The 18,206-nt window shown below is 62.5% G+C and carries 18 protein-coding genes; 10 read left to right on the top strand and 8 right to left on the bottom strand.

Annotated elements, in window-relative coordinates:
- Window positions 1–58: 58 nt before the first annotated feature.
- Entirely contained in the window at window positions 59–1,546 is a 1,488-nt protein-coding gene (locus AB8B20_RS32580; RefSeq protein WP_439071172.1) for a serine hydrolase, read from the top strand.
- 20 nt (window positions 1,547–1,566) lie between these two features.
- Here the strand turns inward: AB8B20_RS32580 and AB8B20_RS32575 are convergent, their stop codons facing one another.
- Both AB8B20_RS32575 and AB8B20_RS32570 read right to left on the bottom strand, forming a co-directional pair.
- Window positions 1,567–3,180: an MDR family MFS transporter gene (locus AB8B20_RS32575; RefSeq protein ID WP_439071171.1), complete on the bottom strand. Its 1,614-nt coding sequence runs from the start codon at window positions 3,178–3,180 to the stop codon at window positions 1,567–1,569.
- Window positions 3,181–3,373: 193 nt separating this feature from the next.
- The gene (locus AB8B20_RS32570; protein ID WP_439071170.1) at window positions 3,374–3,886 is read right to left on the bottom strand and encodes a YcgN family cysteine cluster protein; all 513 of its coding nucleotides are present in this window, start codon (window positions 3,884–3,886) and stop codon (window positions 3,374–3,376) included.
- Window positions 3,887–4,177: 291 nt separating this feature from the next.
- Here AB8B20_RS32570 and AB8B20_RS32565 point away from each other — a divergent pair, with 291 nt between their 5' ends.
- From AB8B20_RS32565 to AB8B20_RS32555, 3 genes are read left to right on the top strand one after another with little or no spacing between them, the layout of a single operon-like run.
- On the top strand, window positions 4,178–6,466 hold the full coding sequence (locus tag AB8B20_RS32565) for a transglycosylase domain-containing protein (protein ID WP_093759020.1): 2,289 nt from the start codon (window positions 4,178–4,180) through the stop codon (window positions 6,464–6,466).
- Window positions 6,467–6,490: 24 nt separating this feature from the next.
- Window positions 6,491–7,069, top strand: a complete 579-nt coding sequence (locus AB8B20_RS32560; protein WP_175367480.1) for a DUF1214 domain-containing protein — start codon at window positions 6,491–6,493, stop codon at window positions 7,067–7,069.
- Window positions 7,066–7,644 (top strand): DUF1254 domain-containing protein, encoded by a 579-nt coding sequence (locus AB8B20_RS32555; RefSeq protein ID WP_089267023.1) that lies wholly within the window; start codon window positions 7,066–7,068, stop codon window positions 7,642–7,644. Before AB8B20_RS32560 ends, AB8B20_RS32555 begins: the two co-directional genes overlap by 4 nt.
- A gap of 103 nt (window positions 7,645–7,747) precedes the next feature.
- Here the strand turns inward: AB8B20_RS32555 and AB8B20_RS32550 are convergent, their stop codons facing one another.
- On the bottom strand, window positions 7,748–8,881 hold the full coding sequence (locus AB8B20_RS32550; protein WP_439071169.1) for a LuxR C-terminal-related transcriptional regulator: 1,134 nt from the start codon (window positions 8,879–8,881) through the stop codon (window positions 7,748–7,750).
- A 240-nt stretch (window positions 8,882–9,121) separates the two neighbouring features.
- On the opposite strand from AB8B20_RS32550, the gene AB8B20_RS32545 reads away from it, so the two are divergent.
- From AB8B20_RS32545 to AB8B20_RS32535, 3 genes are all read left to right on the top strand, one after another.
- On the top strand, window positions 9,122–9,718 hold the full coding sequence (locus AB8B20_RS32545; RefSeq protein WP_439071168.1) for an outer membrane protein: 597 nt from the start codon (window positions 9,122–9,124) through the stop codon (window positions 9,716–9,718).
- Window positions 9,682–9,933, top strand: coding sequence for an outer membrane protein (locus AB8B20_RS32540; protein WP_439071167.1), 252 nt, complete (start codon window positions 9,682–9,684; stop codon window positions 9,931–9,933). The genes AB8B20_RS32545 and AB8B20_RS32540 overlap by 37 nt, the downstream gene beginning before the upstream one ends.
- 185 nt (window positions 9,934–10,118) lie before the next feature.
- Window positions 10,119–11,099, top strand: coding sequence for a sterol desaturase family protein (locus tag AB8B20_RS32535; RefSeq protein ID WP_439071166.1), 981 nt, complete (start codon window positions 10,119–10,121; stop codon window positions 11,097–11,099).
- A 32-nt stretch (window positions 11,100–11,131) separates the two neighbouring features.
- Here AB8B20_RS32535 and AB8B20_RS32530 read toward each other — a convergent pair whose 3' ends face one another.
- A complete protein-coding gene (locus AB8B20_RS32530) occupies window positions 11,132–11,923 on the bottom strand; it encodes a hypothetical protein (protein WP_439071165.1) in 792 nt (263 codons plus the stop codon).
- A gap of 16 nt (window positions 11,924–11,939) precedes the next feature.
- Window positions 11,940–12,146: a hypothetical protein gene (locus AB8B20_RS32525; protein WP_068730489.1), complete on the bottom strand. Its 207-nt coding sequence runs from the start codon at window positions 12,144–12,146 to the stop codon at window positions 11,940–11,942.
- Between the two features lie 235 nt (window positions 12,147–12,381).
- On the opposite strand from AB8B20_RS32525, the gene AB8B20_RS32520 reads away from it, so the two are divergent.
- Complete coding sequence (locus AB8B20_RS32520; protein WP_441253340.1) at window positions 12,382–13,299, top strand: class I SAM-dependent methyltransferase; 918 nt, start codon at window positions 12,382–12,384, stop codon at window positions 13,297–13,299.
- 106 nt (window positions 13,300–13,405) lie between these two features.
- Window positions 13,406–14,383: a DUF2336 domain-containing protein gene (locus tag AB8B20_RS32515; protein ID WP_439071163.1), complete on the top strand. Its 978-nt coding sequence runs from the start codon at window positions 13,406–13,408 to the stop codon at window positions 14,381–14,383.
- Here AB8B20_RS32515 and AB8B20_RS32510 read toward each other — a convergent pair.
- From AB8B20_RS32510 to AB8B20_RS32500, 3 genes are read right to left on the bottom strand one after another with little or no spacing between them, the layout of a single operon-like run.
- Window positions 14,380–14,724, bottom strand: a complete 345-nt coding sequence (locus tag AB8B20_RS32510) for a DUF1491 family protein (RefSeq protein ID WP_309944772.1) — start codon at window positions 14,722–14,724, stop codon at window positions 14,380–14,382. The genes AB8B20_RS32515 and AB8B20_RS32510 overlap by 4 nt on opposite strands.
- A 33-nt stretch (window positions 14,725–14,757) precedes the next feature.
- The gene (locus AB8B20_RS32505) at window positions 14,758–15,486 is read right to left on the bottom strand and encodes a peptidoglycan-binding domain-containing protein (protein WP_231077362.1); all 729 of its coding nucleotides are present in this window, start codon (window positions 15,484–15,486) and stop codon (window positions 14,758–14,760) included.
- Window positions 15,479–17,320: a PAS domain-containing sensor histidine kinase gene (locus AB8B20_RS32500; protein WP_439071162.1), complete on the bottom strand. Its 1,842-nt coding sequence runs from the start codon at window positions 17,318–17,320 to the stop codon at window positions 15,479–15,481. Before AB8B20_RS32500 ends, AB8B20_RS32505 begins: the two co-directional genes overlap by 8 nt.
- 408 nt (window positions 17,321–17,728) lie before the next feature.
- Between AB8B20_RS32500 and AB8B20_RS32495 the strand changes: the two genes are divergently transcribed.
- Complete coding sequence (locus tag AB8B20_RS32495) at window positions 17,729–18,118, top strand: DUF5330 domain-containing protein (protein ID WP_175367487.1); 390 nt, start codon at window positions 17,729–17,731, stop codon at window positions 18,116–18,118.
- The last annotated feature ends 88 nt before the right edge of the window (window positions 18,119–18,206 follow it).

The raw sequence follows: 18,206 nt of genomic DNA, 5'->3' as shown, positions 1-18,206 counted from the left end.
GCCGGGTATCGTCTGTATTTCAGCTCGCGCTTAACCAGAAGTGTCGAGGCGTGTTCCAATGGCATCTGAACCTTTCGCAGGCAGCCAATCCGTTGCGGCGTTTATTCCTGAATTCGAACATCTTGTCGTAGGTGTCATGAAGGAGTGGAAGGTCCCGGGCCTCGCCGTCGCTATCGTGCAAGACTTGGAGGTTGCGTTCGTTGGGACCTATGGCCTTCGCGATATCGCGGCCGGCCTGAACGTCACGACGGATACGCAGTTTCAAATCATGTCGGTCTCGAAGTCGTTCGCTGCTACGGGCCTGGCTCTGTTGGTTGACGAGCGACGCATGGATTGGAAGAAGCCGGTGCGGGAATACATCCCGGAATTCCGGCTCTATGACACCGTTGCGAGCGACCGCGTCACGGTGCGCGACCTGCTATGCCACCATTCCGGATTGCCACGTCACGATTGGATCTGGCTGCCCGGCGATCTCTCACCCGCCCAAATGCTGGCAGCGCTGCCCTATCTCGAACCGAGCGCCGACATTCGCAGCGCCTTTCAGTACTCGAACCTCGGCTACCTCATTGCGAGCGTGGTGGCCGAGCGCGTCAGCGGCCAGAGCTGGGCCGAATTCACCCGCTCGCTGACCGACAAGCTGGACATGAAAGTGACGTTCACTGTGGAGGAACTTGCCGCAGCCACCGAAGCGGCCGTGCCCTACGGGATGATGGGAGACATTTGTCAGCGCACGAAACTCTGGCCCGTCAGCGTGCCGGCTGCGGGCGGCATGAGCACGTCGATTACAAGCTTCGCGAACTGGCTTCGTTTTCATCTCGGCCAGGGCGCGTTTGAAGGACAACGTCTTCTGTCATCCGGCTTGATACAGGAGCTCCAGAAACCGCGGGTGCATGTCGGGGCAACCGGCTTCGCCGAGTACAGCGATGTGCATTACGGTTTCGGCTTCCGCTCGCACTGGTATCGCGGAGAGCGCGTCGTGTGGCACGGAGGCGGCTTCACCGGCACGAACGCGCTGATGATGATGTTGCCCGATCGGGGCGTCGGTGTCGCAGTGCTCGCCAATAATGGTATGACTCCGATACTCGCTCCGCACATCCTCGCGAATTATGTCTTCGACCGAGTCTGCGGCAAGGAACCGGTACCCTGCTTCGGTCGCTTCCGCGAACAACGCCGCAAATTCGTGACGCAATACGAGGCTTGGCTGCAGACCGGGAAAGCCGCGCCGACGCCGGCCACTGAGCCGCCCCGTGACCTCGCGGATTATGCCGGTGACTACGAGCATCCCGGCTACGGCCGCATGACGATCACGCATAGCGAAGGCAAATTACATTGGGCGTTCCGCGGCATGTCCGAGCCACTCGCGCATCGGGGCTCCGACACGTTCGAGCTGCCCGAAGCACCCGATTCACCGGGCGGCTTGATGCCGAGCCGGCTTTCCCTCTCATTTTCCACCGGCGAAGACGGGAATATTGCGAGCGTGGCAGTCCCGCTCGAACCGCTGGTCAAGGACATCGCCTTCACACGCATTGCAGCGGGGCATGCCTGAAGTCGGATGACGGTTTCGCCCTACTCCGAAACCAGTGACGGCTTCGCCTTTGCCGGCCCTGCCAGCGGGCGTTCTTCCATCAGCAGCAGGAACAGTGTGGAGAGCGCCAGCAGAGCTGCCGCAGCTTCGAACACGTAGCGGAAGGCGCTGACCATATCGCTGGCCGCGATTGGATGCGTACTGGCGGCATGTTCGCCTGAGATCGAGATGTCCGTGCCCAGCGCCATCAACAGGATGGTGGTGAAAGCAGCGACGGTGAACGACGCCATCAGCGCGCGGAAGAAGTTCATCGCACCGGTGGCGGTTCCGATCTGTGGTCGCGGCACGGCGTTCTGGATCGAGACGAGACTGACGGGAAACACCGTGCCAAGCCCGATGGAGAACAGGCCGAGCATCGTCAGCAGCGCCCACAGCGGCAACGGCGTCATCAGCGCCAGCAGCAGACCCATCAGCGCCGACATGGCGGTGCCGGCGATCGCCACGCGCTTGTAGTGTTTCGCCTTGGTCATCATGTGGCCGGCAAAGGCGGCGCCGCCGACCGACACCGCCGCGATCGGGATCAGCGCGACGCCTGCCTCGCCTGCGGTCAGGCCGTAGACGACTTCGTAATAGAGCGGCATGTGCACGGTCAGCCCAAGCATCGCGCCCATCGCGCAGCCGCCGGCCGCCATCGCGAAAGGCACCACCGAGCCTGACATCAGCGGCAACGGCAGGAACGGCTCGTCGTGATGGATCGCATGCCAGATGAAGGCGAACGCCATCACCGCCGCTGCGCCGATCATCGCGACGATGGTCGGCGATGCCCACGAGAATTTGGTGCCGCCCCATGTCAGCACCAACATGAAGACAACGGCCGAGGCCATCAGCAGCATGCCGCCGAGCCAGTCGACCTTGCGGCGGCGATGAAACACGGGAAGCTTCTTCATCTTCGGCAGCAACAGCGCCAGCGATCCCACACCAAGCGGAACATTGATCCAGAAAATCATCGACCAGTGCAGATGTTCGGCGAACAGCCCGCCGATGATCGGGCCGCCGATGCCGGCCGCCACCCACACGCCACTGAAATAGGCCTGATACTGGCCGCGCTCACGCGGCGAGACCACGTCGGAAATCACCACCTGCACGATGGGCAGGATGCCGCCGCCGCCGAGGCCCTGCAAAGCGCGCGCGGTAATGAGCACGATCATGTTCGGCGCCAATGCGCAGAGGATCGAGCCGACCATGAACAGCGACATCGCCGTGATGATCATCGCGCGGCGGCCATAGATATCGCTGAGCGTGCCGAACACCGGCGCCACCGCGGTCGATGCCAGCAGATAGGCGGTGATGACCCAGGACAGGTTGTTCACATCGGCGAATTGCCGGCCGATGGTCGGCAGCGCGGTGGCGACGATGGTCTGGTCGAGCGCTGCCAGGAACATGGTCAGCAGCAGGCTCATCAGGATGGTGCGGACTTCGGCGGGGGTCAGCGGCGCCTTCACGACAGCAGGCGCGTCGCCGGGTTCGATCACTTCCGTGGGGATCCGCGACAGTTCCTGCGCGATTTCGTCCGACAGGAGCTCATCCGACGAGATTTCCTCGGGCAATACCTGATCATCGGCCGCTGACCGGCTCTGTCGCTCGAACTTGTTCATGAAACTTCGGATTCAAAGGACTTGGGAGGTAACCGGAGAGCCATAACGGCGCGACCTTCCGCGCGCAGACTCTCTTTGGAAGAAATCTATTCCCCTGCCCCATGCAGCAACAGTTGTTTCCTTGCATGGGAGCGTCCCGCGGCGATCATCTGACCGTCATATGCGCGTGATCGAACACCGCGCGCCGGGAATTCTACGCCGGCCGCTTCTTCAGCTTCGCCTTGCGCGGCAGCAGCGCCGGCCAGGTCACGATGTGATCCTGCAGCTCGTCTTCGGAGATCGTGTCCTCGCTGCCCTCGACCCGCCCCCGCACCGAAACACCGGCTTCATGGACGGTGTCTGGGCTGCCGGAAATCAGCGGGTGCCACCAGTAGAGATCGCGCCCCTCTGCCGCGAGCTTGTAGCCACAGCTCGGCGGCAGCCAGCTCAGGGTGCGGACATTGTCCGGGGTCAGCCGCACGCAATCGGGAACATGGTCGGAGCGGTTCGGATAATCCTTGCAGGCGCAAAGACCCGCATCGAGCAATCGGCAGGACACATGGGTGTAATAGATCTTGCCGGTATCCTCGTCTTCCAGCTTCTCCAGGCAGCAGCGCCCGCAGCCATCGCACAGGCTTTCCCACTCGGCGCCGGACATCTCTTCCAACGTCTTGGTTTTCCAGAACATTCCCTCCTGTGCGGAAGGACGCGGGGGACGCGCGGTCATGCGATTTTAATCGATCCAGGTTGCGGCGAAACGCCCTTCTAGGAGTTGCGGTGCAGGCTCTGCAAGCAACATCGTGTCGGCCGGCTCGCAAACAAGGGCAAAACCGGCAAGCTATTAGCCCTGTCGTGCAAATGATAAGCAATGCCATTGGTTTATCCGCCCTGCTCGGCTAGAACTTGAACGACTCTCCGGCGGCCGCAAACCTGCCGCCAGGTTGCCGCATTATTTCAGCATGACGTCCGCGCGGTGCCGGTGGGTGCACGCGAGCGCTGCAACAAACCAAGGGCCCCTGTGCCTCAGATCGTGCCATCCCGTTGGAAGACCAAGTTCCGGCATTTCCTGCTGGATCTGGATGCGCGCATCGATTCCGGCCTGTTCTCTTCCGGCCGCGGCACCCGCGAACTGTGGGAGCGCTACTCCACCTTCATGGACCGCTTCTATGTCGGTCGCTGGAAGCGCTGGGTGTTCATCGAGCCACTGTCGGAAATGGCCACCATCGGCCTGGGCGGTCTGATCCTCATGCTCGCTTTAGCGCAGCCGGCGTTTCGCGAAACCGCCGATGAAGACTGGCTGAAGAAATCCGACCTCGCGGTGACGTTCCTCGATCGTTACGGCAATCCGATCGGCAGCCGCGGCATCAAGCACAACGACTCGATCCCACTGGAAGACTTCCCGGACAACCTGATCAAGGCCACCCTCGCCACAGAGGACCGCCGCTTCTACGATCACTTCGGCATCGACATCGCCGGCACTGCCCGCGCACTGGTCACTAATGCGCAGGCCGGCGGCGTGCGCCAGGGCGGTTCATCGCTGACGCAGCAGCTCGCGAAAAATCTGTTCCTGTCCAACGAGCGCACCATCGAGCGCAAGGTCAACGAAGCGTTCCTCGCGATCTGGCTGGAAACTCGCCTGACCAAGAACGAAATTCTGAAGCTCTATCTCGACCGCGCTTACATGGGCGGCGGCACGTTCGGCGTCGACGGCGCAGCGCATTTCTATTTCAACAAATCCGCGCGCGACGTGAACCTCGCGGAAGCCGCGATGCTCGCCGGCCTGTTCAAGGCGCCGACCAAATACGCGCCGCATATCAACCTGCCGGCCGCGCGCGCCCGCGCCAACGTGGTGCTCGATAACCTCGTCGATGCCGGCTTCATGACCGAAGGTCAGGTGTTCGGTGCGCGGCGCAATCCCGCCGTGGCCGTCGATCGTCGTCAGGAAATCTCGCCGAACTACTATCTCGACTGGGCCTTCGATGAGATGCGCAAGCTCGTCGATACATTCCCGAAATCCTATGTCGAACGCGTCTTCGTGGTCCGCACCGCCATCGACATGAATGTGCAGCGCGCCGCCGAAGCCGCCGTCGAAAACCAGCTTCGCCAGTTCGGCCGCGACTATCACGCGACGCAGGCTGCCACCGTGGTGTCGGACCTCGAAGGCGGCGTCCGCGCTATGGTGGGTGGCCGCGACTACGGCGCAAGCCAGTTCAACCGCGCGGTGGACGCGATGCGCCAGCCCGGTTCATCGTTCAAGCCCTATGTCTATACGACGGCGTTGCTCAACGGTTACAAGCCGACCTCGATCATCCTCGACGGCCCGGTCTGTATCGGCAACTGGTGCCCGCAGAACTATGGCCACTCCTATTCCGGCAACGTCACGCTGACGCAGGCCATCACCCGTTCGATCAACGTCGTGCCGGTGAAGATTTCGATTGCGCTCGGCAAGGGCGCGCAGAATCCGGCCAAGGCCGGCCGCGTCAAGATCGTGGAGACCGCGCGCCGCTTCGGCATCACGGCGCCGCTGCTCGATACGCCGTCGCTGCCGATCGGCTCCACCGAAGTCACCGTGCTCGAACACGCCGTCGCCTATGCGACTTTCCCGAACAAGGGGCGCTCGTCGAAGCCACATGCCGTGCTGGAAGTCCGTACCGGCGCCGGCGATCTGGTCTGGCGCTTCGACCGCGACGGCCCGAAGCAGTTGCAGGCGATCCCCGCCTCCGTCGCCTCCGATATGGCCGGCATGATGAGCCACGTGGTCAGCGAAGGCACCGCGCGCCGCGCGGCGCTGGACGGCATTCCGACAGCAGGCAAGACCGGCACCACGAATGCGTATCGCGACGCCTGGTTCGTCGGCTACACCGGCAACTTCAGCTGCGCAGTCTGGTACGGCAATGACGACTACTCGCCGACCAACCGCATGACGGGCGGCTCGCTGCCCGCGCAGACATGGCACGACATCATGGTCGCAGCCCATCAGGGCATCGAGATCAAGGAAATCCCGGGTGTCGGCGCGGGTACCAAGAATCCTGCCGCAGCCGCCTCATCCGTCATGGCCGCCAACGCGCAGGACGCCAAGCCCGGCCCGCCACCGGTGCTGACGCGCCGCGGCGCCGACGTCCTGCTGCGTGTCGAGAAGCTGCTCGACGACGCCGGCAAGACCGCCGGCCGCACATCATCCAACGAACCGTTGAAGCCCCGCGCCTCCTCCGCGTTGGCCTTCCCCGAGAGTTACGCGTCGGCGAATGATGCACCGGATGCCAAAACGACCACATCCGCAACCGCCCCCGCGTCGCGCAAGAACTGAAGCTGCTATCATGACGGTGCGCACGTGCGGCTGATCTTCCTCACGCTTCTGGCGCTCGCGATCGCCACTGCTGTCGGTCTCGGTCTGACCTGGACCACCGCGACCCGCGGCACAGATCTTGGCACACTCACCATCGGTGCATGGACGGCGCGCCCGCGCACCGGCACCAGCGAGATCGATCCCTATGCGCGTGCGTCCATTGCCCGGTCGGGCGAATTGCCGATCGGCACGGGTGACGGCGTCACCTTCACCGCCACCGCCGACGACAAGAAAAAGCCGCTGGACGGTCGCTGCGATATCGTCGTGTCAGGCGTGACACCGGCTGCGCGTTTCTGGACGCTCTCGCTCTATGACACCAAGGGCCGTCTGGTGCCCAACACATTGCAGCGCTACGGCTTCACCAGCCAGGAAGTGGTGCGCAATGCCGACGGCGCGTTCGAGATCCGCATCGCTGCACGCTCGCGCGCCGGAAATTGGCTGCCGACATCAGCGCTGGAACGCTATGTGTTGATGCTGCGGCTGTACGATACGCCGGTTGGCGTTGCCACCCGGACGCAGAAAGACGCACCGATGCCCGCCATCGCCACGGTGAGCTGCCCATGATCCGGCTGATGTTCGCGCTCATCGGTGGTGTCGTGCTTGGCGGCATCGTGCATCTTGTCAGCGTGCTGGCGCTGCCGCGTATCGCGACGCAGGACGCCTATTCGCGCCTCGCTTCGGTGACGAAAGAAAATGCGGTGACAGCATTGCCGCAGACCGAGCCGGCCAATGCGCTGCTGCCATTCATGGACCCGGCCTTCGCCATGGCGGTCTGCCGCTACGATCTGGCCAAAGGACCGATCAAGCTCACCGTGCCGGTCAGCCAGTCCTACACATCGGTGTCGTTCTACACCCGCAGCGACGTCGCCTATTATGCGATCAACGACCGCTCCGCCGGCCGCCGCGTCATCGAGCTCGATCTCATGACCGAGGCGCAGCACGAGGCCCTGCCCGAGGAAGAGGACGTCACGTCCGCCGACCGCCTCATCATCGACTCGCCGACCGCGACCGGCCTGATTGTGCTGAAGGCGCTCGCCGCCGAACCCGGCCTGATGATCCAGGCACAGGCATCCCTCGCCGCATCGAATTGTCGGGTGCAGACCGATCCGCCGGCTGCGCCGGTGAAGGGGAAGCGCTGATAAGCGATCGTCATCGTAGGATGGGTAGAGCGTCTTCGCAAAACCCATCATGTCGTCGTGTGTATTTGATGGGTTTCGCTGCGCTCTACCCATCCTACGTGCGCTATCCCGTTGCCAGCGGCGTGCCGATATCCGCCACGAGCTTCACGAGATCGGCCTGCCGTGACCTGCCGGTCTTGGCGTAGATCCGGTTGAGATGTGTCTTCAGCGTATTCTCCGAGATCCCGAGCGAAGCGGCCGTCTGGGACGGATTGAGCCCCTTTCCGGCGCTCACCAGCACGCGCGCTTCGGCGGGCGTGAGCTCGAACAGCGTCGTCAACACGGCTTCCGGCATTGGAGAGGCCGAGGTCGTTGTCGAGACGAAGACGGCCGCACATGCGGGGCGGAAAGCGGCGCGCGCCGTACCAGCGGTCAAAGGCAGGAGATAGGCGACCGCGGGCGGTTGTCCTGCCGCCGACACCGGCAAGCCAATGCCTTTGGCCCCGAGCGAGAGATCCGAGGCAGCGCTGGCGATCGCCTGCAACAAGGCATCGCTCATCAACGCGTTCTGTGCCTGAATAGTTCGCCCCTGACGCAGGATCGGACCATCCGTTGCGAACATGCGTTCGGCACTTGCATTGGCATGGAGCACCGATCCGACCGCGTCGGTCAGCACGACGGGCACTGCAAGATTCTCGAGGGATTCGCGAAACAGATGCGCCGTCACGCGCACGTCATCGAGCAAGTCGCTGATCATCGCCGCCCTGCGCAAATGCGGAGACAGCAAGGTCAGAAACCGTTGATCCTCGGCAGATACGGCAGCCTTATCTGCCCAGGTGGTGCAGCCGAGCAGACCGATGCGGTCCGGCGTGTGGACGAATTTGATAATGCACCCTTCCCGCAATCCCTGCGGTCCGGCCCAATTGCGAAAGAACGCGGTCTGCTGCAATTCACTTTCGGGCATCAGCGAGAGCGTCGATACGGGCGTATCGATATCGCCGACCAGCGCAGCTTTCAGGCCCGGAATATCATCGAAACTGTAGTCCTGCAGCGCGCGCATGCGCTCGGCATCCCAGGGCGATTGGGCAGCAAACCGGCCGTGATTGTCCGACGTGCCAGCCAGCGCAATCGTGGTGTAGGCCGCATCCATCGTCTGCGTGATGCGGGTGAGAACACTCGACCATCCCTCACGGTTCAGAACGCAATCGTAGATATCTCCGATGATTGAAGAGAGTACATCATTGTCGACAACGTCCATGAGCATTCCAAATCCGTGATTGCGCGCGCTGGTGTGGCAGGGGGAGATCGAAGTCAATTTCCGGACGCGCACACGCAGCATATTTTACCACATCATACTTCGGGGTGACGACACGGAATTCCGCCACGCGTAGCAGTGGCGGTGGCGACGCCGGGCGATCCGGATCCGCTTATCAAAAGGCCGCTTTACCCAACGGTTTGGCATGTCTGGAATTCTCGTCTCGAAGTGTTGGAGAACTCAATGTCGAAATCTGCCAAACTAGCCTGCGTGATCGGCTGTGTTCTGCTTGTGTCAACGCCCGCGCTGACCGCGGACAATCTCGCTCAACCGCACTACAAGGCGCCCCTCGTTGCGTCGGCACAGTGGAGCTGGACCGGGTTTTATGTTGGTGCCCATGCCGGATATGGCTGGAACGATGCGAAAGTTTCGCTGGTCCCCGGCGCAACCTGGGGAGCCGTAGGTGGGCAATGGCTGATCGACAACGGCAGCCCTGCCCTCCAAACATCCGGTGCGCTGGGCGGCCTGCAAGCCGGTTACAATTTTCAGACTGCCAACTGGGCGTGGGGCGTCGAGGCAGACTTCTCGTTCGCTGACATCAAGGGCGGCCGAAGCACCGGTTCATTGGCCCCACCTCCGGCGGCAACGTTGGCAGACCGCTCATTCACTGAGAATGACAACGTGAAATGGGTTTCGACATTCCGCGGGCGGCTGGGCTACGCCGTACAACAAGACCTGCTGGTCTACGCAACCGGTGGCCTCGCGGTTGGACGTCACGATTCTCGCAAGCCGTCGTGCGCTCCGTGGGCTTTAGCTTCAACGATATCCGCAACTCCGTAAGTGAGACCAAAGTCGGTTGGGCCGCAGGCGCAGGCCTCGAATATGCGCTGTCGCGCAACTGGTCGGTCAAAGGAGAATATCTGTATATCGACCTGGGCAAGGTCGGTACGACCGGGGACAGCAACACGGCGTCCGGTTTTGGCCTGACCATCAACAGTTCGAGCCAGGCCACGCTGCATACTGCGCGCGCGGGGTTGAATTATAAATTCGACTAGGACCAATCGACATTCAGAATTCCCGAGCGTAGATCCTAGGGCTCAGCTCCAGTCAACGATGCCCGTGACGTTTTTCCGCATGGAAAACGTCTAGGGAGCCCTCTGGCGTAATCTGCCTGCAATCTCCCGCAGCGAAGCTCCGCATCCATCGTCGACCCACGAATCGGCGCGAATGCGGAGCCTCCATGCAACACGACAAAGAGCCATCCGATACGGCCGTCAGCTATTTCCTGTCTCTGATCTGGTGGCCGCTGCTGTATTTCGGCGCGCTGACGGGCGCATGGTTTGCCTTCGCGAGCACCGCACCGATCCCCTGGTTCAATGTCGTCTATGCAGCGCTGCTGCTGACGATTGTGCTGCTCGAACGCATGACGCCGCATCGCGCCGAATGGTTGGAGCATGATGGCGAAACGCTGAATGACATCGGGCATACGCTGCTCACCAAGGGCGCGGCGCAACTGGCTGTCGCGGCCACCGCGATCGCTCCGATGGCGATGGCGCCCCTGACGCGCGCGGACGATCATGCCTCGCATCTGTGGCCGACACAGTGGCCGCTGATCGCGCAGATCGTGCTCGCGCTGGTGATTGCCGAATTCGGCCTCTACTGGTCACACCGGATCGCACATGAAAACCTATTCTTCTGGCGCTTCCATGCGCTTCATCACAGCGTGGTCCGGCTCTGGGTGGTGAATACCGGACGCTTCCACGTGATCGACTCGCTGATCAAGATGGCGCTCAGCCAGGCGCCCCTCTACCTGCTCGATGCGCCGCTGCCGGTCTTCCTCTGGGTCGGCGCGGTGACGGCCATCACCGGCCTCCTGACCCATTGCAATGTGGAGACGCGCACGGCGCTGTTCGATCCGATCTTTGCGACGCCAAAGCTGCATCGCTGGCATCATTCGAAGGCGCTCAAGGAAGGCAACAGCAATTATTGCGAGAACATCATGGTGTGGGACCATGTGTTCGGCACCTATCTCAATCCCGCCAAGGCGTCGCCGGATCGGCTCGGCATCAGCGGCAAGGTTGCATCAGATTTTCTGGGACAGATCGTGCAGCCGTTTTCGCGCAAGGGCGCGCGGCAGATTCTTGGCCGCCAGACCGTGCCGGACGATCAGGTGAAGCCAGTGGAAAAGTCCAACGCCGTAGCGCGGATCAGCGAAGCGTAATCCGCCCTACGCTTCCAGCCCTACAAGTCCAGCTATCCGCCGACCTGGAGCACCTTGCCGGGACGAACCGGCGTGAGGCTGCCGGCCATGGCCGTGGTCTGCGCCGCCAACTCGCCGATCAGCATATCGGCGCTGGACGCCATGCCATCGGGGGCATGGATCACCATGCGTTCCAGCGCCCACTTATAGGATGACACCCGGCGCTGCAGACATTGCTCGACCCACTGCACGATCAGCGCGTTCTCATCCATGCGTGCGATGGCGTCGGCGCGTTCCTTCGGCTCAAGCGCCGACACCAGCTTCAGGCTGGCATTGCGTTTGCGATCGAGCTCGACGACCTTTGCGGCCGTCGCATAAAATCCCTCGAAACGCAGGATGTCGTCGCGCGCGTCGTCCATCAGCACGCTGTAGCGCGACGTATGCGAGCGATGCGGCTCGTCGATCAGCAGCCGGCCATAGGCCGTGCGATCGTAGGTGACGTTCTGTCGCCATGGCGATGCGATCGGCTTGTAGTCGCCGAACACACTCTTCCACAGCGGGCGCGAATGCGGCGGCTCGATCAGCGGATAAGCGAGATCGCGCATCTGGCGTTCGAGATCGGTGAGCTGGAATTCCGATGACTTCAGGCCGACGCTGCCGGTGGCCTCGACGCCGATCCAGCGATGCATGTCGTCGGTCACCGCGTTGTTGCGGGTACGGCCGAAATCGCCACCGGCGCAGCCGCCGAGCGTGCTGCCGATCAAACTCGCAAGTATGAAACACGGCGCAAGAAACGACGTCTTGCGCCGAAGCCGTATCCGGTTCGGATGGGATATCGCCGACATCAGAATAAGTCCGGGGTCAGGAACGGGCGCGGCGCTTGCGGCGGCGCCCCGGCGCAGTGCCCTCTTCCGGGCCGCTGCCGCCATTGCTGTCGTCGATCTGACGCTCGATTCGGATCACCGGCAGAATCAGGATTTCTGCGGAGGTTTCGCGGGGAGACGGCGCCACATTCACGCCCAGCCGTCGCGCTGCCGCATCCGCCGGGAACTTGATGATGGTGCTCATTATCCAGTCTCTCCGCGCCGCTTCGCCCGTTTTGCCGACGCACGGTCATTAAGGACATTCATGGTTAATGACGCCTTAACGCCGCCAGACCGCCATATGGTGGCCGCCTTGGGGAACATGATCAGGCGTCGCAGCATTGACCAAAAGTGGAATGATATAGGGGCGCATTTTTATAATGAACGACATTGCTGGAACCCTGATGGAATGCTCCCATTCTATGGACTGGAAATTCCGCATGCGCTGCCCGCGCTGCGGCTCGTCGATCTCCGACATTCAGACCAAGCCGTCCTGCGTGAATTATAACTGCGACTACAGCGACGCCGGATTCCCGGTTGTCGATGGGCAGCCGGTACTCATTGACTTCGAGTCCAGCGTATTCGACCGGCGCCTTTATCATCGCGACAATGGCTCGGTGATGCCGCGGGATGTCGCCGGCCAATCGATCGGTACGCGCCTGCATCGCTTCACGTTTGGTGAAAATCCTGTCGCGGCTAAGAACTGCGAGAAATTCCTCGACCTTCTCAAGCAGGAAAGTGCGAGACCCGTCGTGCTCGTTGTCGGCGGTGGCACCGTCGGCTCCGGTGCGGACTGCCTCTATGATGATCCGGATGTCGAAGTCGTCGGAACCGACGTGTTCTCCACCGACAACACCGCGCTGGTCGCCGACGCGCACAAGCTACCATTCGAGGACGCGACCTTTGACGGCGTCTGGATTCAGGCTGTGCTCGAACACGTTCTGGAGCCGGCCACGGTCGCGGCCGAAATCCATCGGGTGCTGCGCCAGAACGGCATTGTTTATGCCGAAACACCCTTCATGCAGCAGGTACACGAACGCGGTTATGACTTCTCGCGCTTCACCCAGAGCGGTCATCGCTGGCTGTTCAAGAAATTCACCGAGATCGATGCCGGAGCCGTCAGCGGCGCCGGTATCGGCCTGCTCTGGTCGATCCGGTATTTTTCACGCACGCTAGGCGCCGGCGACAAATTCTCGCGCCTCTTCACCCTGCCATTCTTCTGGCTACGCTACTTCGATCGCTTCGGCGGCTCGCGCGCCCGCGCCGATGCGGCGTCCGGCGTGTATTTCATGGGCCGCCGGGCCGAACGGGCCATCAGGCCCCGCGAGATGCCGCGCTATTACAACGCTCAGGCCTGAACCGACTCGTCGGAATCAGATCTGCCTCGGCCAGAGGCCCATGGTTAAACACATATTAATGCGTCCGCGATAATTTGAGGCAAGGTTCCCTTAGTAAGCGTATGCCATGCCTGCCTCACCTCCAATGTTTCCGGGCTTTGACGGATTGCTGACGCTCTCGCGTCGCGAAGGTGTGGACGTGCGACCGACCTTGCTGCGCGTGCTGACGGATCTTTATGTCCAGGCACCGAACCATACGATCGACGAAGAGAAGCAGTTCGTCGAACTCACCGCGCGCCTGATCGATCAGGTCGACGACGCCACCCGCGCCGCGGTGCGCGCTCGGCTGTCGATCTATCCGAACACCCCGCGCGCGATCCTCAACCGGCTCAATCTGCGCCCGACCGAACCCGGCCAATCGGTGCCGCTCGCGCAGCCCATTTCCGCTGCAGAATCTCCCGCGACGACCGTGAAGCAACCGAGCGAAGCGCACATGCGTGTCGCCGCCAATATGGCCATGGCACCCAGGGACGCGTCCGAGATCAGTACACTGTTCTTTGCGGCGTCGAGCAGCGAGCGTGCGCAGATTCTGCATAACCTCGCCGAAACGCCGCTGCGATCCTCCGCCCGGATTCCGCAAGCGCGCGCCGCCCGCGCCATGCACATTCTTGAAATGGCCGCCTTCGCCGAAGACCGCGACAACTTTGCGCGCGAGCTGAGCGAAGCCCTGATGCTGCCTGCCGCCATTGCCGAACAGGTCGTCAGCGATCCCGGCGGCGAGCCGCTTGCCTGCTGCGCCAAGGCGCTCGGCATGCGGAGCGACATCTTCCAGCGCGTGCTGCTGTTCCTCAATCCGGAATTCGGCACCTCGGTGACCAATGTCTACCGGATCGCGCGGATGTATGACGTGCTGAGCGAGCGCTCGGCACTGATCATGGTCGCCGCCTGGCGCGGCGCGCATATGGCCGCGACGCGCGCCAAATTCCGGCCTGCGCTCTATGACGACGAACGCCAGCGCGCGCGGCCAAGCGTGCCGCAGGCACGGCCCGGCGTTCAGCCGGGTGTGGATATCACGCGCGTGACGCGGAATTCGTCGGGGCGCTAGCCCTTCGCCAATTCGAGAAAATGCCGTCCGGCCTTGTCCTCGGTCTCGACGATCCAGACGTCGGGATCGAACGAGATCTCCTTCTGCAGACGCTCTTCGATCTTGCGTTCCTCGACGGGCTGCGGCGGTGAGGCTGCGAAGACGCGATCCACAGGGCGGCTCTCGTCATAGGCGGTTTGCGGCGCCGGCGTGTAGAGCATCGCGGTGCCATCCAGCAGCGCGACCTTCACGAACACGGCGCCCGCTTCCTCCGCACCACGACGGCGCACGGCGCCGAACACGCCTTCGGTCTGGCAGCGGCGCAGATATGCGGCCACCCATATTGCTGATTTCAATCTCATGGAACAGACGATAGGCCAGCCGAAAGGCTGGCGCTAGTCGATCGCGCGTCCGGTGACGGTGGCGAGTTCGCGCACCATGCGGTCGGAGACCTGACCAGTCACCGGCAGCTTGCGCTCACGCTCGAAGCGCTGGATCGCAGCCGCGGTGTCCGAGCCGACATTGCCGGTCGGCTTCAGCTGACCATAGCCGTATTCGGTGAGCGCACGCTGAACAGCGGCGACGCGGCGCGTATTGGTGATGAGGTCGCCGAGCGGATCGGTGCGGGTTGCATTCGGGATCGCCGCCGGAGGGCGTGCCACGGCGCCCGTGGTCGCCGGTGACGCCGGTGGTGCCGGCGCCTTCAGGAGATTGCCGACCGGATCGGCCGCGCGCTGCTCGACGGGTTTGGCGGCGAGCGATGGCTTCGGCTCGTTGGCGCTGTTGACCGGCTTGGAATCCAGCATGCGGGAATCGAGCTTGGTGTCCGGCGACGCAGCATCCAGCGGACGCGGCTTGGGCAGCGGATTGGCGACCTGCGCCGGTGCCGGAAACGCAACGACGGTGCTCGAACCGAACATCGGCGACGGATGATGCCCCTTCTGCAGGAAGATCGCATTGGCGATGATAGCGCTGACCGCCGCGAATGCGATCAACCCGGCGACCATGTCCTTCGGGCTGTGAAGCAGCACGCGCAGGACGATACCGCGCTCGGCGGGCTCGTCGACGATGGCGACGGCGCGGCCGCGTTTGGACTTGGTCGCTTTAGAACTGGCTTTAGGCACTCTTCTTCACCTGATGGGCTTGGTCGGACGGCGCGGTGCGCGCCGCGGGATTCAAGATCGCGATATTGCTGACGTGTTCAGCCTGCGGCGTAAACTCCATCGGCAGCGCGATTGTGATGGTGGTGCCTTCGTCGATCCGGCTCTGCACCTGCATCTCGCCACCATGCATGCCGACGAGGCTCTTCACAATGGACAGGCCGAGGCCGGTGCCCTCATGGCGCCGCTGATAGGTCTTGCCGCCCTGGAAGAACGGATCGCCGATGCGCGCGAGATCGTCCGATGCAATGCCGACGCCGGTGTCGCTGACGCGCAGCATCAAGCGTGACCCTTCGACGCCCGCTGCCACGGTGACGCTGCCGCCACGCTCGGTGAATTTGATGGCATTGGATACGAGGTTGAGCAGGATTTGCCGGAATGCACGCGGATCGCCGTTGACCTCAGGCAGATCCTTGGGCGCATCGGTGATGAGATCGATGCCGTTCTCGCGCGCCTTCAGCGCCAGCAGATTGCAGCAATTGATCAGCGCGGGACGTGGGGCGAACGGCTCCGGCGAAATCTCGAAGTTGCCGGATTCCAGCTTCGACATATCGAGGATGCCATTGACGACCGACAGCAGGTGCTGGCCGGAATCGTTGATCAGCTGGGCATATTCCTTGCGCTTGGTCGCATCGAGCATCATCAGCTCTTCCTGCACCAGCATGTCCGAAAAGCCGATAATGGCATTCAGCGGCGTGCGCAGCTCGTGGCTCATGGTGGCGAGGAAGCGCGTCTTCGACGCATCGGCGCGCTCGGCTTCGATGCGGGCCTGTGCCAATGCCTCTTCCTGCAGCTTGCGGTCAGTGACATCGCGCAGCACCGCGACGACTTCCGCATCGGCATTGGGCGACGAGATATCAGCGCCCTGCTCCATTGGGCGGCAACGCATTTCAACCCAGATGAATTCGGCGCCAGACGGACGCATGCGATCATTGCCGCGCACAACATCGCGGCGCAGGCGGAATTCGACGCTGCGGGCTTCGCCGCCGCGCGCGGCGTCGGACAGAGCCGTGAGATAGGCGGGGCGATCCGCGACATGGACGCGATCGAACAGGCCATGGCCGAGCAATCGCTGCACGGGCGCGCCGATCAGTGCTTCAGCCGCCGGCGAAATGAACTGCACGGCGCCATTGTGACGATGACGCGAGATCACGTCGCTCATATTGCGCGCCAGCAAGCGATAGCGGTCTTCCTCGACATAGAGCAGCGAGACGCTGGTGCGCGCCAGCGACTCCGCGCCGAAGGCCAAACCGGCTGCATAAATGGTGGCGGACGCGATACCGAAGGCCATGAAGACGCCATGGCCGGCGACACCGGTTTCGGATACGGGCAACCAATCGAGGCTGGTCAGCACGATGAGAATGCTTACGCAGGACACCGCCAGCGCCGATGCAAAGGCGACGATACGGCGCGAAGCCGAGAGTGCCGCCTCGATCGGCACCACCACAAGCCAGATCGCCGCAAACGAATTGATGCCACCGGTGGAGATCGCCATCATCATCACGAGGCCGGCGAGTGCGACGGACGACAGTACCTGAGCGCTTTCATAGCGACCGGTGCGCGACAGAAAATATGAGCAGAGGATCGGCGCCATCAGCCAGGCGAAAGCCGCGACCTCGATCGCGTTCGGCGCGCCGCGTAGCGCAAGATAGACAGGAAAAGCCGCAAAGGCCGCAAGGCTGCCGAGCAGACGCGGCGCCATGAATGCGCGATGACGCGCGCTCGTCAGCGCATCGTAGCGCACTGAAGGGTGCAGCATGGCATCAAGGCAGTCGCGGATGATGGTCGATACTGTCACTGGTCTCGCTTCGGCTTGATCGTCAATTCAGACGCGCCGAAACGCCTCCTATTATCGTTGCGCCAACGTGTCAGAGCGACATTAAGCGAACGCTAAAGCGCATCCCGTGTTCGCCATGCCTAACGCGTAAGTACTGATTTAAGAGGAGTTTTCGCATTTCCATTCGGCAACGATGGTGAACGAGTAGTTTCCATCGCCGCGTCCATATGGTTTCGAAAGTGTGCATCCCCAACATCGTGTCGGAAAACGCACGAACAGCTCATCAATGGAAAATTTACGCCAAACCGAATGAAGCGAATTTTCGTCGATTTAACCGCATCGCAAATACTTGCAGTTTATCGACTGCTGCTAACTTCGATCCCAATTGCGACAAATCGCAACGGTTCGAAGAGACTGACGGGGTTCGCGATGTTCTTCCTGCTTCGCATGGCATTCTGGCTCGGGCTCGTGCTCGTGCTGCTGCCGAGGGACAAGACGCCGGAATCGGATAAGCTGCCGCAGATCGGCGCTTCCGATGCGGTATCGGCTGCGAGTGCGGCGATGTCCGACATGGCTCAATTCTGCAAGCGCCAGCCGGCCACCTGCGAAGTCGGCGGCCATGCGGCCACCGTGATCGGCGAACGAGCCAAGGACGGCGCGAAGAAAATCTACCAGATCATCACCGAGAAGAAGCCGGATACCACCGGCTCGATCGGTGGCGAAGGTGAAGACCAGGGCGCGGTCGCCATGGCCCGGCCCGACACGCTCACCCAGGACGACCTTGCGGCCGAATGGCAGCCCCCCACCGCTGCTCCCTAAACGGCTGATTGCGGCGGATAATTACCGCAAACGGCGGTCGCTTTCGGCGCTGTTCGTCCCTATATATGGCCTGACATTGCTTGCAGGC

Source organism: Tardiphaga sp. 866_E4_N1_4 (assembly GCF_052076075.1).
In the GTDB taxonomy this organism is placed as follows: domain Bacteria; phylum Pseudomonadota; class Alphaproteobacteria; order Rhizobiales; family Xanthobacteraceae; genus Tardiphaga; species Tardiphaga robiniae.
Note: the sequence above shows the minus strand (reverse complement) of the source record. Positions and strands in the feature narration are given on the sequence as shown.